We start from the raw sequence: 18,584 nt of genomic DNA on the forward strand, positions 1-18,584 counted from the left end.
CGACCCCCGAGGGTAGTCGGGCGCCCGCCGGCCCCCGCCGGAGCGCCCCTGCCTGCGGAAACGCCCGTAGGCTCCGCGACGTGGGTGACCTCATCCCGCTCTTCCCGCTCGGGACGCCGCTGTTCCCCGGCATCGTGCTCCCCCTGCAGGTCTTCGAGCCGCGGTACCGGGCGCTGGTGCGCGACCTCCTCGCGCTGCCCGAGGGCGAGCAGCGGCGCTTCGGGGTGGTGGCGATCCGGCAGGGCTGGGAGGTCGAGCAGGTGGCGCCGGCCGAGGCGCTCTACGACGTCGGCTGCACCGCGGTGCTGCAGGTGGTCCGGCCGCAGCCCGACGGCGGCTTCGCCGTGGTCACCGTGGGCGGCGAGCGGTTCCGGCTGCTGGACGTCCTGGTGAGCGGCCGCGGCCGGGACGCGGACGACGACGGGGACGCGGACGACGACGGGGACGCGGACGGCGACGGGGACGCGGACGGCGACGGCGAGGCCGGGGACGACGGGCCGCCGTACCTGCGGGCGGAGGTCGAGTGGCTCGCCGACGAGGAGGCCGCCGAGGAGGCCGCGGGCGACCAGCAAGCGGTCGCCGACGCGCCGGCCGCCGGCGCGCCGGGACCCGACGACGGGCTGGTGGCCGAGGTGGCCAGCGGGTCGCTGGCCCTGCTCGAGCGCGGGGTGGGCGGCCTGTTCACCCGGTACGTCACCGCGGTGGCCGGGCTGCAGGCGGGTCTGGACTCCGAGGAGGTCGGCCGGGCCGCGGAGCTCGCCGGTGCCGGCGAGGACCCGATCGGCGCGGCCGCGCTGCTGGAGGCGGTGGCCGGGGACCCGCGGGCGCTGTCCTACCTCGTCGCCTCGGCGGCGCTGCTGACCACCGAGGACCGGCAGGCGCTGCTCGCCGAGTCGGCCACCCGCCGGCGGCTGGTCACCGAGAGCCGGATGCTGCGCCGGGAGCTCACGCTGCTCGAGGCCGTCGGCGCGGTGCCCGCGCCGATGCACCAGTTCGCCGGGTCGCTCAGCCTGAACTGAGCCGGCCGGCGGAGCGGCAGCCGGGACGCTCCCGCGGCAATGCGGGCAGGGTCCGGGGCTCGACGGCGTTCCCATGACGGCTCGGCACTGAGACCGCGTCCTCGATCGACCCGCCTGGGGAGAGGTCGATCACCGGCCGACGCTCGCGGGAGGACGGTCGCGGGAGGATCGGCGCATGGTGGACCTCCCGGGCTTCCTGCTGACCGCATCGCCGAGGACGAGGCAGCGGCTCGGGCGGCGGTAAAGGTCACGGACTCAGGTGAGACCGCGGGATGGTATTGGAGCGATGCGGGCGACGCGGTCTTCCTCGACGGAACCGACGTCCCCATCGCTTGTGGCCCGTGGAAGCAGCTGATGGACCAGCCGTCGGCTCACCACATGGTCCGGCACGACCCCGAGCGAGTGCTCGCCGAGTGCGACGCGAAGCGGCAGATCGTCACAGCGCACGCACGATGGCAGGACGCCCTGTCCGGGACCGCCGGCGACGATGCACGGCGGACAGAGCGCCTCGTGGCGTGGCAGACGCTCGGTCACGTCCTGCGGGTCATGGCCCTGCCGTACGCCGATCACTCCGACTACACGCCCGAATGGCAGCCATGACGCCACCCTTGGCCGACGGCCGAGTGGCCCCCCAGGGGGATCGGACGCGCTCAACGGGTCCGGTCAGGCGGAGTAGTCCGAGGGTCGGGCTCCGAAGTCGGGTCTCCCTCCTGTCGTTCGTCGCCCCTCGTGCAACACCGGCAGCAGGCAACGCAGCGTCGCACGACGGATCCCGGACAGCTCGGCTCCCGTGGGGTTGCCTCAGCTCTCGTTCCTGGCACCGCACATGCTGACGGGGGATCCTGTGTTCTCGCTTGCCCACTTCCGCGCCTCGGCCGATGGAGATCGCGACGTCTCCGAGAGCTCGACGGCCGCACCGGACGTCCGAGGAGAGCCGGCGGGAGGCGCCGGGTCTCAGGACGGCTCGCGGGGTCGATCCGCGGGCGACGCCGGAGTCGTCGCCGTTGCTCTGGGCGTCGGCGGGGTCCTGTGGAGCGTCGGGCAGGCGACTGTCGGAGTCGTCGGGACCGTCACCGAGGCGGTCGGGACCGTCGTCGAGGTCGCCGGCACCGTCGTCGAGGCTGCCGGGACTGTGGCCGAAGTGGTGGCTGGCGTACTCGATGCAGGCTAGGGAGCCCGTGCGGCCCTGAGCACGCCTCCGGGATGGCCTCGACGACCGGCGATGTGCGAGTCGGCCGGCTCGACCTCCGGCTACTCCGAGAGCTCGATATCCGGGCGATGCCGCCCTTCGTCGACGACGGGTCCTGCGCGAGCCACCACGTGCGGCCAGAGCTCCGAGCCCGGCACTGTCAGGCCCGTGAGGCGCTCCGCCCGGACGGGAATCCGCCCGGGATGTCTCGGACTCTGCCCGTCAGGGACAGGACCGATGGACCACCGCGACGGGACCCCCTGAGGCTGGTCACGTGCGGCCCGAGTCCTCGGGAGGACGACTACTGCGGGTCGCGGCCGAGGTCGTCGGAGGTGGAGAACAGTGCCGCGACGACGTAGACGACGAGCGCGACGAACGGCGCCACCGCCAGCGCCGGGGTCGAGGACAGCCGCAGCCCGGTGGTGACCTGCGCGCCGACCTCGGCCAGCTCGGCCGCCGACGGGCCGGGAGCGAGCAGCTCGCCGAGCTGCCAGGCCAGCAGCCCGGCGACGGCGGTGCCCAGCGCCGTCGCGAGCAGGACCGCCACACCCCGGCGCCGGCGCATCGCCCACGCGACGCCGCCGGCGAGCAGCCCGAGGCCGGCGAGCACGAGCACCAGCACGGCGTCGTCGGCCACCAGCAGCTCGGCCGAGGGCCGCCCGACGGGGACCGCGCCGCCCTCGACGACCTCGAACCGGGCGCGCGGGGCCAGCCACACCCACAGCAGGCCGGCGGGCACGCCGCACAGCGCCAGCAGGCACCCCCAGAGGGTGGCGCCCCGCAGGTCGGTCCGCAGCTCGGCCAGCAGCTGCGCGGCGAGCGGCCGGGCGGGGCCGGCGACGACAGCGGAGCCGGCGACGACAGCGGAGCCGGCGACGACGGCGGGGCCGGCCGCGGGGACCGGGAGCGGGCCGTCGGGGACCGGGGCGGGACTGCTCACGGCTCCCAGTGAACCCGCTGCCCCGGGGTCCCCGCTGCCAGGGGCGCCGCCGTCGCGGCTCACAGCAGGGCGACGCTCGTGGGTCCGAGCAGGGCCTTGATGTCCCCCATGAGCGCGGTGCTCGGGCGCACCCGCAGCCCCTGGTCCAGCCGCAGCACCGTCTCCCGGCCGCCGTTGACCAGCTTCAGGTGGACCTCGGTGGTGCCGGGGTGGCTGCCCAGCACCTCGCGCAGCCGCTCGACCACCGGCGGGGTGCAGCGGGCCGCGGCCATGGACACCAGCACCGGCCCCCGCGGGCCCTCGGTGAGCTCGGGGATGGTCACCTCGGACCCGAACAGCGAGGGCTGGTCGTCGCGCCGGCTGATCCGTCCCTTGACCACGACGATCTGGTCACGGACGACCTTCTCCGAGACCTCCGCCCACGTCTTGGGGAAGAACAGCACCTCGATGCCGGACTCGAGGTCCTCCAGCGTGGCGATCGCCCACGGCGCGCCCTGCTTGTTGGTGCGCGGGGAGACCGCGGTGAGGATGCCGGCGATGGTGACGTTGGCGCCGTCCTCCACACCGCCGGCGTTGATCTCGGCGATCGGGGTGTCGGCGTTGGCGGCCAGCACGTGCTCGACGCCGTGCAGCGGATGGTCGGAGACGTAGAGGCCGAGCATGTCGCGCTCGAACACCAGCCGCTCGGACTTCGACCAGTCCGCCGTCGGGACGGCGATGTCGAGGGCGCCGCTGAACGGGTCGTCGGCGGCGCCGTCATCGCCGAAGCTGCCGAACAGGTCGAACTGGCCCTCGGCCTCCTTGCGCTTGAGCGCCATCGCCGAGTCCACCGCCTGGGCGTGCACGGCCGCGATCCCCTGCCGGGAGTGGCCGAGGGAGTCGAAGGCACCGGCCTTGGCCAGCGACTCGATCACCTTCTTGTTGCAGGCGACCGTGTCGATCTTGCGCATGAAGTCGGCGAAGTCCTTGAACGCGCCCTTGTCCTCACGGGCCCGCACGATCGACTCGACGACGTTGTGCCCGACGTTGCGCACCGACGCCAGGCCGAAGCGGATGTCGGTGCCGACGGCGGTGAAGTCCCACGAGGACTCGTTGACGTCCGGCGGGAGCACCTTGATGCCCATCCGCCGGCACTCGGCGAGGTAGACCGGACGGCGGTCCTTGTCGTCACCGACGCTGGTGAGCAGGCCCGCCATGTACTCGGCCGGGTAGTTCGCCTTGAGGTAGGCCGTCCAGTACGAGACGAGGCCGTAGGCGGCCGAGTGGGCCTTGTTGAAGGCGTAGTCGGCGAACGGGACGAGGATGTCCCACAGCGTCTTGACCGCCGCGGCGGAGAAGCCCCGCTCCTTCATGCCGGCCTCGAAGCCGACGAACTCCGCGTCGAGGACCGACTTCTTCTTCTTGCCCATCGCGCGGCGCAGCAGGTCGGCCTTGCCGAGGGAGTACCCAGCGACCTTCTGCGCGATGGCCATGACCTGCTCCTGGTACACGATCAGGCCGTACGTGCCGCCCAGGATCTCCTCGAGCGGCTCGGCCAGCTCGGGGTGGATCGGCGTGATCTCCTGCTGACCGTTCTTGCGCAGCGCGTAGTTGGTGTGCGAGTTCGCACCCATCGGCCCGGGCCGGTAGAGCGCGCCGACGGCGGAGATGTCCTCGAAGTTGTCCGGCCGCATCAGCCGCAGCAGCGAGCGCATCGGCCCGCCGTCGAACTGGAAGACGCCCAGGGTGTCACCGCGGGCCAGCAGGTCGTAGGTGGCCTTGTCGGTGAGGTCCTTGCTGATCTCGTCGAGGTCGATCGGCTCCTTGCCGTTGGCCACGATGTTGCGCAGCGCGTCGTCGATGACCGTGAGGTTGCGCAGGCCCAGGAAGTCCATCTTGAGCAGGCCGAGCGTCTCGCAGGTCGGGTAGTCGAACTGCGTGATGATCGCGCCGTCGGCCTCGCGCCGCATGATCGGGATCGAGTCGATCAGCGGGTAGCGGCCGATGATGACGCCGGCGGCGTGCACGCCCCACTGGCGCTTCAGCCCCTCGAGCTTGCGCGCCTGGTCGACCACCTCGGCGGCGCCCGGGTCGGACTCGTAGCGGGCGCGGAACTCCGCGGCCTCCTTGTAGCGCGGGTGGGCCGGGTCGAAGACGCCCGAGAGCGGGATGCCCTTGCCCATCACGTCCGGCGGCATGAGCTTGGTCAGCTCGTCGCCCACCGAGTAGGGCCGGTCGAGTACCCGTGCGGCGTCCTTGATCGCGGCCTTGGCCTTGATGGTGCCGTAGGTGACGATCTGGCTGACCCGCTCCTCGCCGTACTTCTGCGAGACGTACTGGATGACCTCCCCGCGGCGGCGGTCGTCGAAGTCGATGTCGACGTCGGGCATGGAGACGCGCTCGGGGTTGAGGAACCGCTCGAAGATCAGCCCGTGCGCCAGCGGGTCGAGGTCGGTGATGCCCATGGCGTAGGCGGCCAGCGACCCGGCGGCCGAGCCGCGGCCGGGACCGACGCGGATACCGGCGTCCTTGGCCCAGTTGATGAAGTCGGCGACCACGAGGAAGTACCCCGGGAAGCCCATCTGGCAGATGATCCCGACCTCGTAGTCGGCCTGCTTGCGCACGTGGTCGGGGATGCCGTTCGGGTACCGCTTGTGCAGCCCCCGCTCGACCTCCTTGACGAACCAGGAGGTCTCGTCCTCCCCCGGCGGCAGGGGGAAGCGCGGCATGAGGTCGGCACCCTCGGTGAAGGAGACCTCGCACTGCTCGGCGACCAGCAGCGTGTTGTCGCAGGCCTGGCGCAGGTCACCGGTGAACAGCGCGCGCATCTCCGCGGCGCTCTTGAGGTAGTAGCCGTCGCCGTTGAACTTGAAGCGGTTCGGCTCGTTGAGCCGCGACCCGGTCTGGATGCACAGCAGGGCGTCGTGGGCCTCGGCGTCCTCCTTGTGCGTGTAGTGGAGGTCGTTGGTGGCCAGCAGCGGGATGCCGAGGTCCTTCGCGATCTCCAGCAGCGCCGGGCGGGTCTTCTGCTCGATGGACAGGCCGTGGTCCATCAGCTCGGCGTAGAAGTTCTCCCGCCCGAAGATGTCCTGGAAGTCGGCCGCCGCCTGCCGGGCGCGGTCGTGCTTGCCCGCGCGCAGCCACATGTTGACCTCGCCGGAGGGGCAGCCGGTGGTGGCGATGAGGCCCTTCCCGTACCGCTCGAGCAGGTCCCGGTCGAACCGGGGCTTGCGGTACTGGCCCTCGAGGCTGGCCAGCGAGGAGATGCGGAAGAGGTTGTGCATCCCCTCGGTGGTGCGGGCCAGCAGCGTCATGTGCGTGTAGGCGGCCTTGCCGCGGTTGGAGCCGCCGTCGCCCTCCTCGTCGATCAGCCTGTCGCCGAAGTCGAACGGGGCGCGGTCGAAGCGGGAGCCGGGCGTGTAGTAGCCCTCCATGCCGATGATCGGCTTCACGCCGGCGCCGAGGGCCTGCTTGTAGAAGTCGTAGGCGCCGAACACGTTGCCGTGGTCGGTCATCGCCAGCGCCGGCATGCCCTGCTCGGCGGCGGCCTTGGTGACCTCGGGCAGCTTCGCCGCCCCGTCGAGCATCGAGTACTCGGTGTGGACGTGCAGGTGCACGAACGAGTCGGTGCTCTCGGCGGCTGCGCTGCTCACGGCGGTGCGGTGCTCCTCACGGGTCGTGCTGGCCCGGCCGGATGGTGCTCCGGCGGGCGACCGGCGGGGAAGACCGGGCGGCGTGGTGCGGAGGTCCGGACGGGCCCGGGCCGGTCCTCCCGATCCTCGCACCGGGGACGTTCTACGCCGAGGGTCTGACAGGACGTGTCTCGGCCCGGAGGGCCGACCGCGTCACAGTCCCCCGGTCGTCACGGCGCGGCCGTCACAGGGCGCGGCGCATCGTCACGTGCACGATGCCCGCCTCCACGTACTCGTCGCCGACGGCGGTGTAGCCGGCGCGCTCGTAGAAGCCCCGGGCACCGACCTGGGCGTGCAGCTCCACCTCGGTCAGGCCGCGCTCGCGGGCCCGGCGGTGCAGCTCGGCCAGCACCGCGGCGCCGTACCCGCCGCCGCGGGCGGACGCGTCCACCGCCATCCGGCCGATCACCGCCCGCCCGTCGCGCTCCAGCAGCCGGCCGGTGGCCACCACCCGGCCGGCCAGCTCACCGCCCAGGCCCCGGGCCACGGCGTGGACGGCGGTGGCGTCGGCGGCGTCCTGCTCGACCTCCGGCGGCACCCCCTGCTCCTCGACGAAGACCCGGGTGCGCAGCGCCACCACCTCCGGCCAGTCCGCGGCGGTCGCGAGCGACGCGGACGGCCGGCTCACGCGGGCGCTCCGCCGGCGGGGTGCCGGCCGGGCAGCGGCCCCGGCTGCCCGCCGGGCAGCGCCGAGGCCGGCACCAGGAGGAAGCGCAGGTCGACGGCGGCGTGCAGCAGCACGGGCAGCAGCAGCGAGCCGGTCTCCAGGTACAGCGCGGCGAACAGCCCGCCGAGGACGCCGGTGAGCACGACGCCGGGCAGGCCCTGGTAGGCGTGCGCCAGGCCGAAGGCGACCGCCCCGACGGCGACCAGCACGACCGTCGGCAGGTCCCCGCCGACCGCGGCGACGACGGCGAGGAAGAACCCGCGGTAGAGCCACTCCTCGCAGACGCCGGCCGTCACGCCGACCACCGAGAACAGCCGCCGCTCCGCCGGCGAGCGCGGCAGCAGGGCCAGCGTCGCGTGCCCCGGCGGCTCCGCGTGCCGCCCGGCGCCCGGCGGCGGTCCGGGTGGCGGCACCGCGCGGGCCAGCGCACCGGAGCGCAGCGCCCGCACCGAGGCCAGGGAGAACACGACCACCAGCACGGTCGCCGTCCCGGTCACCGGGCCGGGCAGGCCGGTGGGCCAGGACAGCCCGACGGCCGCGGCGTCGACCCCCGGGGCGGCCAGCCACAGGACGAGGGCCAGCAGCGCCAGGCCCCACTCGAGGACCAGCAGCCGCCGGTAGAAGGAGCGCCGGGCCGCGGGGTCGGTGCGCAGCCGGCCCTCGAAGCGCCGGTGCAGCACGTGCCCGACCAGCGGCTCGCCGGCCACCAGGTACACCGCGACCACCACGGCCGACAGCGCGGCGGGGCCGAACGCGTCGAGGGAGGCGGGCAGCTCGGTCACGGGTGGCGCACCGCCGGCGTCAGGACTCGGCGCGCAGGATCGCCAGTGCCCCCGCGAGGTCGGCCGGGTAGGCGCTGGTGAACTCGACCCAGTGCCCGTCGGCGGGGTGGGCGAAGCCGAGGCGGACCGCGTGCAGCCACTGCCGGGACACGCCGAGCCGGGCGGCCAGCGTGGGGTCCGCGCCGTAGGTCGTGTCGCCGACGCAGGGGTGGCGCAGCGCGGAGAAGTGCACGCGGATCTGGTGGGTGCGGCCGGTCTCGAGGTGGATGTCGACCAGGCTGGCGGCCGCGAAGGCCTCGATGACCTCGTAGTGGGTGACCGACGGGCGCCCGCCGGTGACGACGGCGAACCGCCAGTCGTGCCGGGGGTGGCGGTCGATGGGCGCGTCGATGGTGCCGCGGGAGGGGTCGGGGTGGCCCTGCACCAGTGCGTGGTAGCCCTTGTCGACGGTGCGCTCCTTGAACGCCGCCTTGAGCACCGAGTACGCGCGCTCGCTCTTGGCGACCACCATCAGGCCGGTCGTGGCGGCGTCGAGGCGGTGCACGACCCCCTGCCGCTCGGCCGCGCCGGAGGTCGAGATGCGGTAGCCGGCCGCGGCCAGCCCGCCGACGACCGTGGGCCCGTCCCAGCCGGGGCTGGGGTGCGCGGCGACGCCGACCGGCTTGTCGACGACCACGACGTCGTCGTCGTCGTGGACGACGGTGAGGCCGGGGACGGGCTCGGGGGCGGGCGGCTCGCCGGGCGGCGGGGGCAGCTCGACCTCCAGCCAGCTGCCGCCGGTGAGCCGGTCGCCCTTGCCGCGGACCCGGCCGTCGACCCACACCCGCTCGGCGTCGGCGAGCTCGGCGGCCACGGCGCGGGAGAGGCCGAACAACCGGGCCAGGCCCTGGTCGACGCGCTGGCCCTCCAGCCCGTCGGGCACCGGGAGCGCACGGTGCGGACCGGGAGAGCTCACGGTGTCATCGTGTCAGGTCAGTCGTGCGGGACGGCGCCGGAGTCGGGACCGGCACCGCGGTCCCGGGCGCGCGTCCCGTCGAACTCGACGCCGCGCAGGGCGAGGTAGGCGCCGAGCACGCCGCCGCAGACGATCGCCGAGTCGGCGACGTTGAAGATCGGGTAGACCTCGCCGTCCGGGGCGAACACCGACACGAAGTCGACGACGCCGCCGCGCAGGAACCCGGGGTCGCGGAACACCCGGTCGACGAGGTTGCCCAGCGCCCCGCCGAGCACCAGCCCCAGCGCCACCGCCCAGCCCGTGGAGGCCAGCCGCCGCGCCGTCCGCACGATGACGACGGCCACCGTGGCGGCGATGAGGGTGAACACCACGGTGAAGCCCTCGGCCAGGGAGAAGGCGGCGCCGGTGTTGCGGGCCTGGGTGAGGTAGACCAGCCCGCCGAGCAGGCGGATGTTCTCGCCGCGGTCGATGGTGGCGACGACGAGCAGCTTGGTGGCCAGGTCGGCGAGCAGGACCAGCGCGGCGAGGGTCAGCAGCAGCCGCGTGCGCGGCCGGCGCACCGGCGGCGCCGCGGGCGCGGCGGCGTCCTCGGGCTGCTCGCTCAGCGCGTCTCCTCGTGGGTGCAGCGGTGGGTGGGGCGGGGGCCGACGACGCGACGATAGCCGCGCGTCCCGGGCTCCCCCGACCCGCCGCGCGGCGCTCCCCCGGGAACCGTTCCGGACCGGTACCGGTGCTCGGCCGTGTCGGAGGTCGTGCTGGGGTAGACGAATCTCACACCCCGCCGAGGGCGTGTTCACCCGCCGTTCGGCCGATCTTGGGGGGTGGCGCACGTCCCCCCTGCAGGAAGGCAGTCGTGTCCAGCGACCTCGGTTCAGCCACCGACCCCGACGTGGTGCTCGTCGGCGGCGGCATCATGAGCGCGACCCTCGCGTCGCTGCTGGGTGTCGTCGCGCCCGAGTGGACCGTCACCCTGTTCGAGTCCGCGGCCGACGTCGCCGGGGAGAGCTCGGACGCGTGGAACAACGCCGGCACCGGGCACGCCGCGCTGTGCGAGCTCAACTACACGCCCCAGGGCCCCGACGGGCGGGTCGACACCGCCAAGGCCCGCACGATCAACGAGCAGTTCCAGGTGTCCCGGCAGTTCTGGTCGCACCTGGTGCGGACCGGCCTGACCGGCTCGCCCAAGGAGTTCATCTCCCCCGTCCCGCACGTCGGCTTCGTGACCGGCGAGCAGGGCCGGGCCTACATGTGCGCCCGGCACGCCGCGCTGTCGGCCGAGCCGCTGTTCGCCGGGCTGGAGTACACCGACTCCGCCGACGAGCTCGCCGGCTGGGCGCCGCTGGTCATGGACGGCCGCGACCCGCAGCAGGTCGTGGCCGCCACCCGCGCCGTGTCCGGCACCGACGTCAACTTCGGCGCGCTCACCCGGCTGCTGCTCGCCCAGGGCGAGGAGCGCGGGGTGCAGGTGCACACCGGTCAGCGGGTCACCGACCTCGACCGCCTCGACGACGGCCGCTGGAAGGTCACCGTCACCGACCGGCGTACCGGCGAGGAGCGCTGCGTCCGCACCCGCTTCGTGTTCGTCGGCGCCGGCGGCGGCGCGCTGCCGCTGCTGCAGAAGGCCGCCATCCCCGAGATCCGCGGCTTCGGCGGCTTCCCGGTCAGCGGCCTGTTCCTCCGCACCCGGTCGCCGGAGCTGGTCACCCGTCACCAGGCGAAGGTCTACGGCCAGGCCGCCGTCGGCGCCCCGCCGATGTCGGTGCCGCACCTGGACCTGCGCCTGGTCGACGGCGAGTACTCCCTGCTGTTCGGTCCCTACGCGGGCTTCTCGCCGAAGTTCCTCAAGGCGGGCTCGGTGTTCGACCTCCCGCTGTCGGTGAAGGCGGACAACCTCGGCTCGATGCTGGGCGTGGCGCGCACCGAGCTCGCGCTGACCAGGTACCTGGTCACGGAGCTGCTGCAGTCGCGCAGCGCCCGGCACCGCACGCTGACGGAGTTCGTGCCCCAGGCCGAGCAGGCCGACTGGGACATGGTCACCGCCGGCCAGCGGGTGCAGGTCATCAAGCGCGACCCCCGGAGCGGCAGGGGCGTGCTGCAGTTCGGCACCGAGCTGATCGTGGGGTCCGACGGCTCGATCGCCGGCCTGCTGGGCGCCTCCCCCGGCGCCTCGACGGCGGTCTCGGCGATGCTCTCGCTGGTCGAGCGGGCGTTCCCCGACCGCGTCGCCGCCGCCCGCCCGGCGCTGGAGGACGCCATCCCGTCCTACGGGCGCGACCTGTCCTCCGACCCGGCGCTGCTGGCCGCCGTCCGCGCCGACACGATGCAGGTCCTCGAGCTCAACGGCTGACCCCTCGTGCAGTTCCGCGGATGTGCACGGCGCACGTCCGCGGAAGTGCACGGGTCAGACGCGGGTCGACCGCTCGGCCAGCGCGGCCCTGATCCTCGCGACGACGTCGTCGAGCGCCCGGAGGTCGGAGGCGGCCAGCCGGACGACGAGCCAGCCGGAGGCGCTGAGCCGGGCGAGCCGGGCGTCGTCCCGCACGATCTGCACGCCGTCGACGTGGTGCTCGCCCTCGTACTCCACCACGACGCGCTGCCCGGGCCAGGCGAGGTCGACGCGGGCCAGCCACCGGCCGTCCTCGACGACGTCGTACCGAGGCACCGGCGCGGGCAGTCCGCCCAGCACGCACGCGACCCGGACCAGTGACTCCGGCGGTGACTCGCTCCGGGGATCGGCCAGGTCGAGGACGCGACGCACCTGCCGGGACCCCCGACGGCCGGACCTCTCTCGGAGGAGGGCGGACAGGTCGGTCGCGCGCACGGTGCCGGCCCGCAGCATCGCGTCGAGGACCGAGACGGCGGTGCCGGTCGGCTCGAGTGCCGCGACGTCCCAGGTGGTGCGGAGCGGCGCCGTGTGCCGGAGACCGGACCCGTCGTCGACCACGTCGCCCGCCGAGAAGTCGGTGCGGTGCACCCGCACCCCACCCGGCCCCCGCCACGTCAGCGGTGCCGGCACGACGACGGTGACCGGGTCGCGCCAGCCGGGCGCAGGTGCACCGAGGACCGCGGCCGCGGATCGGCCACCGAGGGCGGCCTGCGCGGGCATGAGCAATGCGGCGGCCCGGCAGCGCAACGCGTGGTCACGCGGCACGGACACGTCGGCGTACACCCCGTGCAGGACCCGGACGTAGGGCCCCCGGGTCAGCCGGCGCCGGGTGATCCGGCCCTCCGAGACGGCGTGAGAGCCGATGAACACGCCTTCGGGTAGCCCCGGTCGCAGCAACACCGGGCGATCATGTGCCGCGCGCGGGCCTCGACGGCCGTCGTCCACAGGGAGATCGGTGCACTCCCGCGGAGGTGCACCGGTCAGTCGGCCTCGGTGGCGGCGCCGCGCTCGCCGCGCCAGCTCGCCAGGCGGCCGGCGCGGCTGACCGCCCGCAGCCGGCGCTCGGCCTCCGCGCGCGAGCGGCGCGCGGACACCAGGAGGGCCTGGTCGCCGCGCATGAGCCGGGTGGTGCGGTCGGGCACGAAGGACCGGCCGTCGCGGACGATGAGCACCACGGCGGCGTCGTCGGGGAGCCGCAGCTCGGGCAGGTAGACGCCGTGCAGCCGGGAGCCCTCGGGCACGGTCAGCTGGATCATCTCGGCGTCGAGCTCCCCCAGCGGCGCGGCCTCGACCTGCACGTCACGGGGAGTGGCCACCGTGGCGATCCGCAGGCGTCGCGCCACCCACGGCAGCGACCACCCCTGGACGAGGGTGAAGACGACGACCAGCACGAAGACCGTGTCGAAGACGGTCGTCGCCCGCGGGACCTCGGCGGTCAGCGGGATGATCGCCGCGACGATCGGCACCGCCCCGCGCAGGCCGGCCCAGGAGATGAACACCTGCTGAGCCCACGGGAAGCGGAACCACACCAGGCTGGCCACCACCGACAGGGGCCGGGCGAGCAGCAGCAGCGCGCCGCCCACGACGAGCGCCGGGCCGATGGCCTCGGGCAGCCGGCCCGGGGACACGAGGAGACCGAGCAGGACGAACAGCCCGATCTGGGCGAGGGAGGCCATGCCCTCGGCGAACCCGATGCTCGCCGCCCGGTGCGGCAGCGTGGCGTTGCCCAGCACCAGCCCGCACAGGTAGACGGCGACGAAGCCGGAGGTGTGCGCCAGCGACGCCGAGGAGTACGCGAGCACGCAGAGCGCCAGGGTGGCGAGGGGGTAGAAACCGGCCACGGGGAGCGCCACCCGGCGCAGCAGCGCGGCCCCCCCGAAGCCGATCGCGACCCCGATGACGGCGCCTCCGGCGAGCTCGGCGACCACCACCAGCCCGACGAGCCACCACGGCTGCGTCACCTCCCCGGTGAGCGACTCGGCCAGCACGGTCACGAGCAGGATGACCGGGGCGTCGTTGAGGCCGCTCTCCGCCTCCAGGGAGGCGGCCACCCGGCGCGGGAGGGGCAGTCGCCGCAGGGTCGCGAAGACGGCGGCGGCGTCGGTCGAGCTGATGACGGCGGCCAGCAGCAGGGCGAAACCCCAGTCGAAGCCCAGGACCCAGACACCGACGGCCGCGGTCGCGCCCACGCTGACCGCGACGCCGACGGTGGAGAGCGCGACCCCGGGTCCGATCGCCCGGCGGACGTCGGCCCAGCGCGTCGTGAGACCGCCCTCGGCGAGGATGACGAGGAGGGCGGCGTAGGCCAGCGTGTGGGTGAGGCGGTAGTCCTCGAACTGGATGCCGAGGCCGCTCTCCCCCAGAGCCACGCCGAGCGCCAGGTACAGCAGCAGGCTGGGCAGGCCGAGCCGGTCGGCCAGGCGCAGGGCGACCGCGGCGACGAGCACCACCAGCGCACCCACGGCCAGGGCGAGGGTGACGGTGTCGTTCACCTGCGTCCCCCGACCATGGTGATCAGTCTCCCGTACGCACCGGCCGCGCCCGCCGCCCCGGCACCGGAACGCCCTCGACGGCTCGGGGACAATGGGTGCGTGAGCTCTCCCTTCCGTGCGCTGCCGCCCCAGGTCGACCTGCCCGCGCTCGAGCAGGACGTGCTGCGGCGCTGGGAGGACGCCGACGTCTTCGCCCGGTCGCTGCAGGCCACCGAGGGCCGGCGGCAGTGGGTGTTCTACGAGGGCCCGCCCACCGCCAACGGCCGGCCCGGCACCCACCACATCGAGGCACGGGCGTTCAAGGACGTCTTCCCCCGCTTCAAGACGATGCAGGGCTGGCACGTGCCCCGCCGCGCCGGCTGGGACTGCCACGGCCTGCCCGTCGAGATCGCCGTCGAGCAGGAGCTCGGCTTCGCCGGCAAGCCCGACATCGAGCGCTACGGGATCGCCGAGTTCAACGCCCGCTGCCGCGAGTCGGTCATGCGGCACGTCGACTCCTTCAGCGACCTCACCCGCCGGATGGGCTACTGGGTCGACATGTCCACCGCCTACTGGACGATGGACCCCGCCTACATCGAGAGCGTCTGGTGGTCGCTCAAGCAGGTCTTCGACAAGGGCCTGCTCGTCGAGGACCACCGGGTCGCGCCGTACTGCCCGCGGTGCGGCACGGGCCTGTCCGACCACGAGGTCGCCCAGGGCTACGAGTCGATCACCGATCCCTCGGTCTACGTCCGGCTGCCGGTCACCAGCGGCGAGTGGGCCGGGAAGGCCGACCTGCTGATCTGGACGACGACGCCGTGGACGCTGCCGAGCAACACCGCCGTCGCGGTCAACCCCGACGTCACCTACCTGGTGGCCCGTCGCGGGCAGGACACGCTCGTCGTCGCCGAGCCGCTGCTGGCCGCGGCCTTCGGCGGGGACGCCGACGACGTCGAGGTGCTGGCCCGCACCACCGGCCGCGACTGGGAGCGCACCCACTACCGGCGCCCGTTCGACCTGGTCGAGTTCCCCGAGGGGGACGCCCACTTCGTCGTCCTGGCCGACTACGTCACCACCGATGACGGCACCGGCCTGGTGCACCAGTCCCCCGCGTTCGGCGCCGACGACCTCGCCGTCTGCCGCGCCTACGGCCTGCCGGTGGTGAACCCGATCGACAGCTCCGGGCACTTCCTGCCCGAGGTGGGCCTGGTCGGCGGGCGCTTCTTCAAGGCCGCCGACGACGCCCTCGTCGCCGACCTCGAGCGGCGCGGCGTGCTGTGGCGCGAACAGCGCTACGAGCACAGCTACCCGCACTGCTGGCGCTGCCACACGCCGCTCATGTACTACGCGCAGCCGTCCTGGTACATCCGCACCAGCGCGGTGAAGGACCAGCTGCTCGCCGAGAACGAGAAGACGTCCTGGCACCCCGAGACCATCCAGTGGGGCCGCTACGGCGACTGGCTGAACAACAACGTCGACTGGGCGCTCTCGCGTGACCGGTACTGGGGCACCCCGCTGCCCATCTGGCGCAACGACGCCGACCCGAGCCGGATGGTCGCCGTCGGCTCGCTGGCCGAGCTGTCGGAGCTGACCGGCCGCGACCTCGCCGACCTCGACCCGCACCGGCCCTTCATCGACGAGGTGACCTTCACCCGCCCCGGCGAGGAGGGCACCTACCGGCGGGTCCGGCCGGTGATCGACGCCTGGTACGACTCCGGCTCCATGCCCTTCGCCCAGTGGGGCGCCCCGCACCGCAACAGGGAGCAGTTCGAGGCCGCCTACCCGGCCCAGTTCATCGCCGAGGCGATCGACCAGACCCGCGGCTGGTTCTACACGCTCATGGCCGTGGGCACCCTGGTGTTCGGGAAGAGCTCCTACGAGAACGTGCTGTGCCTGGGCCACATCCTCGCCGAGGACGGCCGGAAGATGAGCAAGCACCTGGGCAACATCCTCGAGCCCATCCCGCTCATGGACCGGCACGGCGCCGACGCCGTCCGCTGGTTCATGCTCGCCGGCGGCTCGCCGTGGTCGGCCCGCCGGGTCGGGCACGAGACGCTGTCGGAGGTGGTCCGCAAGGTCCTGCTGACCTACTGGAACACCGCCAGCTTCCTCACCCTCTACGCCGAGACCAACGGCTGGGACCCCGCCTCCTCCCCCGCTCCCCCGCGCGCCGAGCGTCCGCTGCTCGACCGCTGGGCGCTCGCGCAGCTGGCGGCCGTCACCGAGGGCGTGACCGACGCGCTGGAGGCCTTCGACACCCAGGGCGCCGGCCGGCTGATCGGGCAGTTCGTCGACGACCTGTCCAACTGGTACGTGCGCCGCTCGCGCCGCCGGTTCTGGGACGGCGACCCCTCGGCGCTGCGCACCCTGCACGAGGTGCTCGACGGGCTGACCCGGCTGATGGCCCCGTTCACCCCGTTCGTCACCGAGGAGGTCTGGAGCCGCGTCGTCCGTCCGGGGCTGGGCGCGGACGCCCCCGACTCGGTACACCTGGCCTCCTGGCCGGCCGTCGACGCCGGCGCCCGCGACCCGCAGCTGGTCGCGCAGATCGACCTGGTGCGGCGGCTGGTGGAGCTGGGCCGGTCGGCACGGACCGGGGCGAAGGTGCGCACCCGCCAGCCGCTGGGGCAGGCGCTGGTCGCCGCCCCGGCGTGGTCGGGCCTGGCCCGCGACCTGGTGGCCGAGGTCGCCGACGAGCTCAACGTCGCCGAGCTGGCCGAGCTGTCGGCGGTGGGCGGCGACCTGGTCGACGTGCGCGTGAAGGTGGACTTCCGCGCCGTCGGCCGGCGGCTGGGCGGGCAGGTGCAGGCGGTGGCGAAGGCGGTCGCCGCGGCCGACCCCGCCGAGCTCGTCGCCGCCTACCGCGCCGGCACGGCGTCGGTCGAGGTCGACGGCGCGCCGGTGCCGCTGCAGGAGGGCGACCTGGTGGTCACCGAGACCCCGCGCGAGGGCTGGGCGGTGGCCAGCGCCGGCGGGCTGACCGTCGCGCTGGACCTGACGCTGACGCCGGAGCTGGAGCGGGCCGGGCTGGTCCGCGAGGCCGTGCGGCTGGTGCAGGAGGCCCGCAAGAGCGCCGGCCTGGCGGTGAGCGACCGGATCCAGCTGTGGTGGACCGCGGAGGGCCCGATGGCCGAGGCGCTGACCGGGTCGAGCGAGCAGGTGGCCGGTGAGGTGCTCGCGACCGCCGTGCACGCCGGCACGCCCGGTGAGGGCCCGGGCACGGAGGGGCCGGCGGGCTCGCGGTTCTGGGTGGCGCGGGCCTGAGCTGACTCCCGCACGATCAGGTGAGCTGATCGTGCTGCGTCCTGGCTCACCGTCGACGGTGAGCCAGGACGCACCAGGGTGAGCTCAGCTGATCATCCGCGGACGGCGGTCAGCCGCGGCGGGCGGCCCGGCGGGCCCGCTCGACGGTGGCGACGTGGGCGTCCGGGGTGCAGGCGGCGCACGGCGTGAAGCCGTCGCCGCGCGCCTCCCGGAGCGGCAGCGGGATCGTCTCGCGTCCGGCCAGCCAGGAGCAGCCGGCGAGGTGGTAGCGCGGGTGCTCGTCGACCACGAGCACCTCGTCGGCCAGGTCGACGACCAGGAGCAGGTCGGTGACCTCGCCGTCCTCCTCGCCCGGCTCGCCGGCGACGGGCCGCGGGGAGCCGCCGGTGGCCGTCGCCGCGGCACCCGGCCGGAGGGCGGACGGGCGGGCCTCGGCGCGGAGCCCGTCGTCGGCCACCGGCGCGTCATGAGTCCCCGGGGCGGCCTCCCGTGCGGCGGGCGTGGCGGGCGCGGCGGGCGGAGTGCGGCCGCCGGACGGCGGCCCCGGCCGGTCCGCGGGCGCGGCGGCCGTCGCGCCTCCCGAGCGGGTCCCTCCGGCCGGAGCGGGGTCGGGCGAGGGCCGTCGGCGCGCCAGGAGGAGGAGGACCCCCGCCGCTCCGCAGGCGGCCAGGCACGCCCAGGACCAGGCGGCGACGCCGGTCGTGATGCCGAGGACGAACATCACCAGCCCCGCGAGGACGAGCAGGGCGGCGGCGGCGACCACGCCCCGGACTGTAGCCGCGGGCGGACCCGGCCGGCGCCACGCCGTGATGCGACAGGGCCCCGCCGGTGGTACGGGGGCCCTGCCGGAGGGTCAGGAGACGGAGGTCAGCGCTCGTCCTGGGAGACGCGCAGGCCCGTCTCGGGTGAGAAGACGTGGGACTCCCCCGGGCGGATGCCCACGTGGACGACCTCGCCCTTGGCCGGCGGCTTGCGGGCGTCGACCCGCAGGGTGAGCATCTTGTCGCTGGTGCCGGCGGTGTCGGCGGCGTGCAGGTTGCCGTAGGCGAAGGCGTCCGAGCCCAGCTCCTCGACCACGACGACCTCCACCGGCACGCCCTCACCGGCGCCGACGAGCTGCACCGACTCCGGGCGGAACCCCAGCGTCGCGGTGCGCGCGCCCTCGGCGGACAGCGCGCCGACCGCCGAGCGCGGCAGCGGCACCGTGTGCCCACCCAGCCGCGCACCCCCCTCGGTCAGC

At 74.4% G+C, this 18,584-nt stretch carries 15 protein-coding genes; 5 read left to right on the forward strand and 10 right to left on the reverse strand.

Features of this window, described 5'->3' with window-relative positions:
* Positions 1 to 80: 80 nt before the first annotated feature.
* The 3 genes from BM165_RS21130 (at position 81) to BM165_RS21140 (ending at position 2,190) form a co-directional block, all read left to right on the forward strand.
* Positions 81 to 1,019 (forward strand): LON peptidase substrate-binding domain-containing protein, encoded by a 939-nt coding sequence (locus BM165_RS21130; protein WP_075015484.1) that lies wholly within the window; start codon positions 81 to 83, stop codon positions 1,017 to 1,019.
* A gap of 39 nt (positions 1,020 to 1,058) precedes the next feature.
* Positions 1,059 to 1,619, forward strand: a complete 561-nt coding sequence (locus tag BM165_RS25830; protein ID WP_244274376.1) for a DUF6221 family protein — start codon at positions 1,059 to 1,061, stop codon at positions 1,617 to 1,619.
* Positions 1,620 to 1,863: 244 nt separating this feature from the next.
* The gene (locus BM165_RS21140) at positions 1,864 to 2,190 is read left to right on the forward strand and encodes a hypothetical protein (RefSeq protein WP_143108263.1); all 327 of its coding nucleotides are present in this window, start codon (positions 1,864 to 1,866) and stop codon (positions 2,188 to 2,190) included.
* 319 nt (positions 2,191 to 2,509) lie between these two features.
* Here BM165_RS21140 and BM165_RS21145 read toward each other — a convergent pair whose 3' ends face one another.
* The 6 genes from BM165_RS21145 to lspA form a co-directional block, all read right to left on the reverse strand.
* Positions 2,510 to 3,148 (reverse strand): DUF2567 domain-containing protein, encoded by a 639-nt coding sequence (locus tag BM165_RS21145; RefSeq protein ID WP_075015487.1) that lies wholly within the window; start codon positions 3,146 to 3,148, stop codon positions 2,510 to 2,512.
* A gap of 59 nt (positions 3,149 to 3,207) precedes the next feature.
* Entirely contained in the window at positions 3,208 to 6,780 is a 3,573-nt protein-coding gene (gene dnaE / locus BM165_RS21150; protein ID WP_244274377.1) for a DNA polymerase III subunit alpha, read from the reverse strand.
* A 223-nt stretch (positions 6,781 to 7,003) separates the two neighbouring features.
* Positions 7,004 to 7,447, reverse strand: a complete 444-nt coding sequence (locus BM165_RS21155) for a GNAT family N-acetyltransferase (RefSeq protein ID WP_075015488.1) — start codon at positions 7,445 to 7,447, stop codon at positions 7,004 to 7,006.
* Positions 7,444 to 8,268 (reverse strand): CPBP family intramembrane glutamic endopeptidase, encoded by an 825-nt coding sequence (locus BM165_RS21160; protein WP_075015489.1) that lies wholly within the window; start codon positions 8,266 to 8,268, stop codon positions 7,444 to 7,446. The genes BM165_RS21155 and BM165_RS21160 overlap by 4 nt, the downstream gene beginning before the upstream one ends.
* Positions 8,269 to 8,287: 19 nt before the next feature.
* Entirely contained in the window at positions 8,288 to 9,223 is a 936-nt protein-coding gene (locus BM165_RS21165) for an RluA family pseudouridine synthase (RefSeq protein WP_075015490.1), read from the reverse strand.
* 17 nt (positions 9,224 to 9,240) lie between these two features.
* Positions 9,241 to 9,783: a signal peptidase II gene (gene lspA / locus BM165_RS21170; RefSeq protein ID WP_244274378.1), complete on the reverse strand. Its 543-nt coding sequence runs from the start codon at positions 9,781 to 9,783 to the stop codon at positions 9,241 to 9,243.
* Positions 9,784 to 10,076: 293 nt separating this feature from the next.
* On the opposite strand from lspA, the gene mqo reads away from it, so the two are divergent.
* Entirely contained in the window at positions 10,077 to 11,570 is a 1,494-nt protein-coding gene (mqo, locus tag BM165_RS21175; RefSeq protein WP_075015491.1) for a malate dehydrogenase (quinone), read from the forward strand.
* Positions 11,571 to 11,624: 54 nt separating this feature from the next.
* Here the strand turns inward: mqo and BM165_RS21180 are convergent, their stop codons facing one another.
* Both BM165_RS21180 and BM165_RS21185 read right to left on the reverse strand, forming a co-directional pair.
* Positions 11,625 to 12,509 carry an endonuclease domain-containing protein gene (locus BM165_RS21180; RefSeq protein ID WP_075015492.1) on the reverse strand — a complete coding sequence of 295 codons (885 nt, stop codon included), beginning with the start codon at positions 12,507 to 12,509 and terminating at the stop codon, positions 11,625 to 11,627.
* Positions 12,510 to 12,589: 80 nt separating this feature from the next.
* A complete protein-coding gene (locus tag BM165_RS21185) occupies positions 12,590 to 14,101 on the reverse strand; it encodes a potassium/proton antiporter (protein WP_075015493.1) in 1,512 nt (503 codons plus the stop codon).
* A gap of 99 nt (positions 14,102 to 14,200) precedes the next feature.
* On the opposite strand from BM165_RS21185, the gene ileS reads away from it, so the two are divergent.
* The gene (gene ileS, locus BM165_RS21190) at positions 14,201 to 17,344 is read left to right on the forward strand and encodes an isoleucine--tRNA ligase (RefSeq protein WP_075015494.1); all 3,144 of its coding nucleotides are present in this window, start codon (positions 14,201 to 14,203) and stop codon (positions 17,342 to 17,344) included.
* A gap of 109 nt (positions 17,345 to 17,453) precedes the next feature.
* Here ileS and BM165_RS21195 read toward each other — a convergent pair whose 3' ends face one another.
* The gene (locus BM165_RS21195; protein ID WP_083427567.1) at positions 17,454 to 18,107 is read right to left on the reverse strand and encodes a hypothetical protein; all 654 of its coding nucleotides are present in this window, start codon (positions 18,105 to 18,107) and stop codon (positions 17,454 to 17,456) included.
* A gap of 104 nt (positions 18,108 to 18,211) precedes the next feature.
* Positions 18,212 to 18,584 (reverse strand): TOBE domain-containing protein (locus BM165_RS21200; RefSeq protein WP_143108265.1); only part of this gene is annotated, 373 nt, incomplete at its 5' end.

The sequence above is a fragment of the Geodermatophilus obscurus genome, assembly GCF_900115395.1.
GTDB lineage: Bacteria > Actinomycetota > Actinomycetes > Mycobacteriales > Geodermatophilaceae > Geodermatophilus > Geodermatophilus obscurus_B.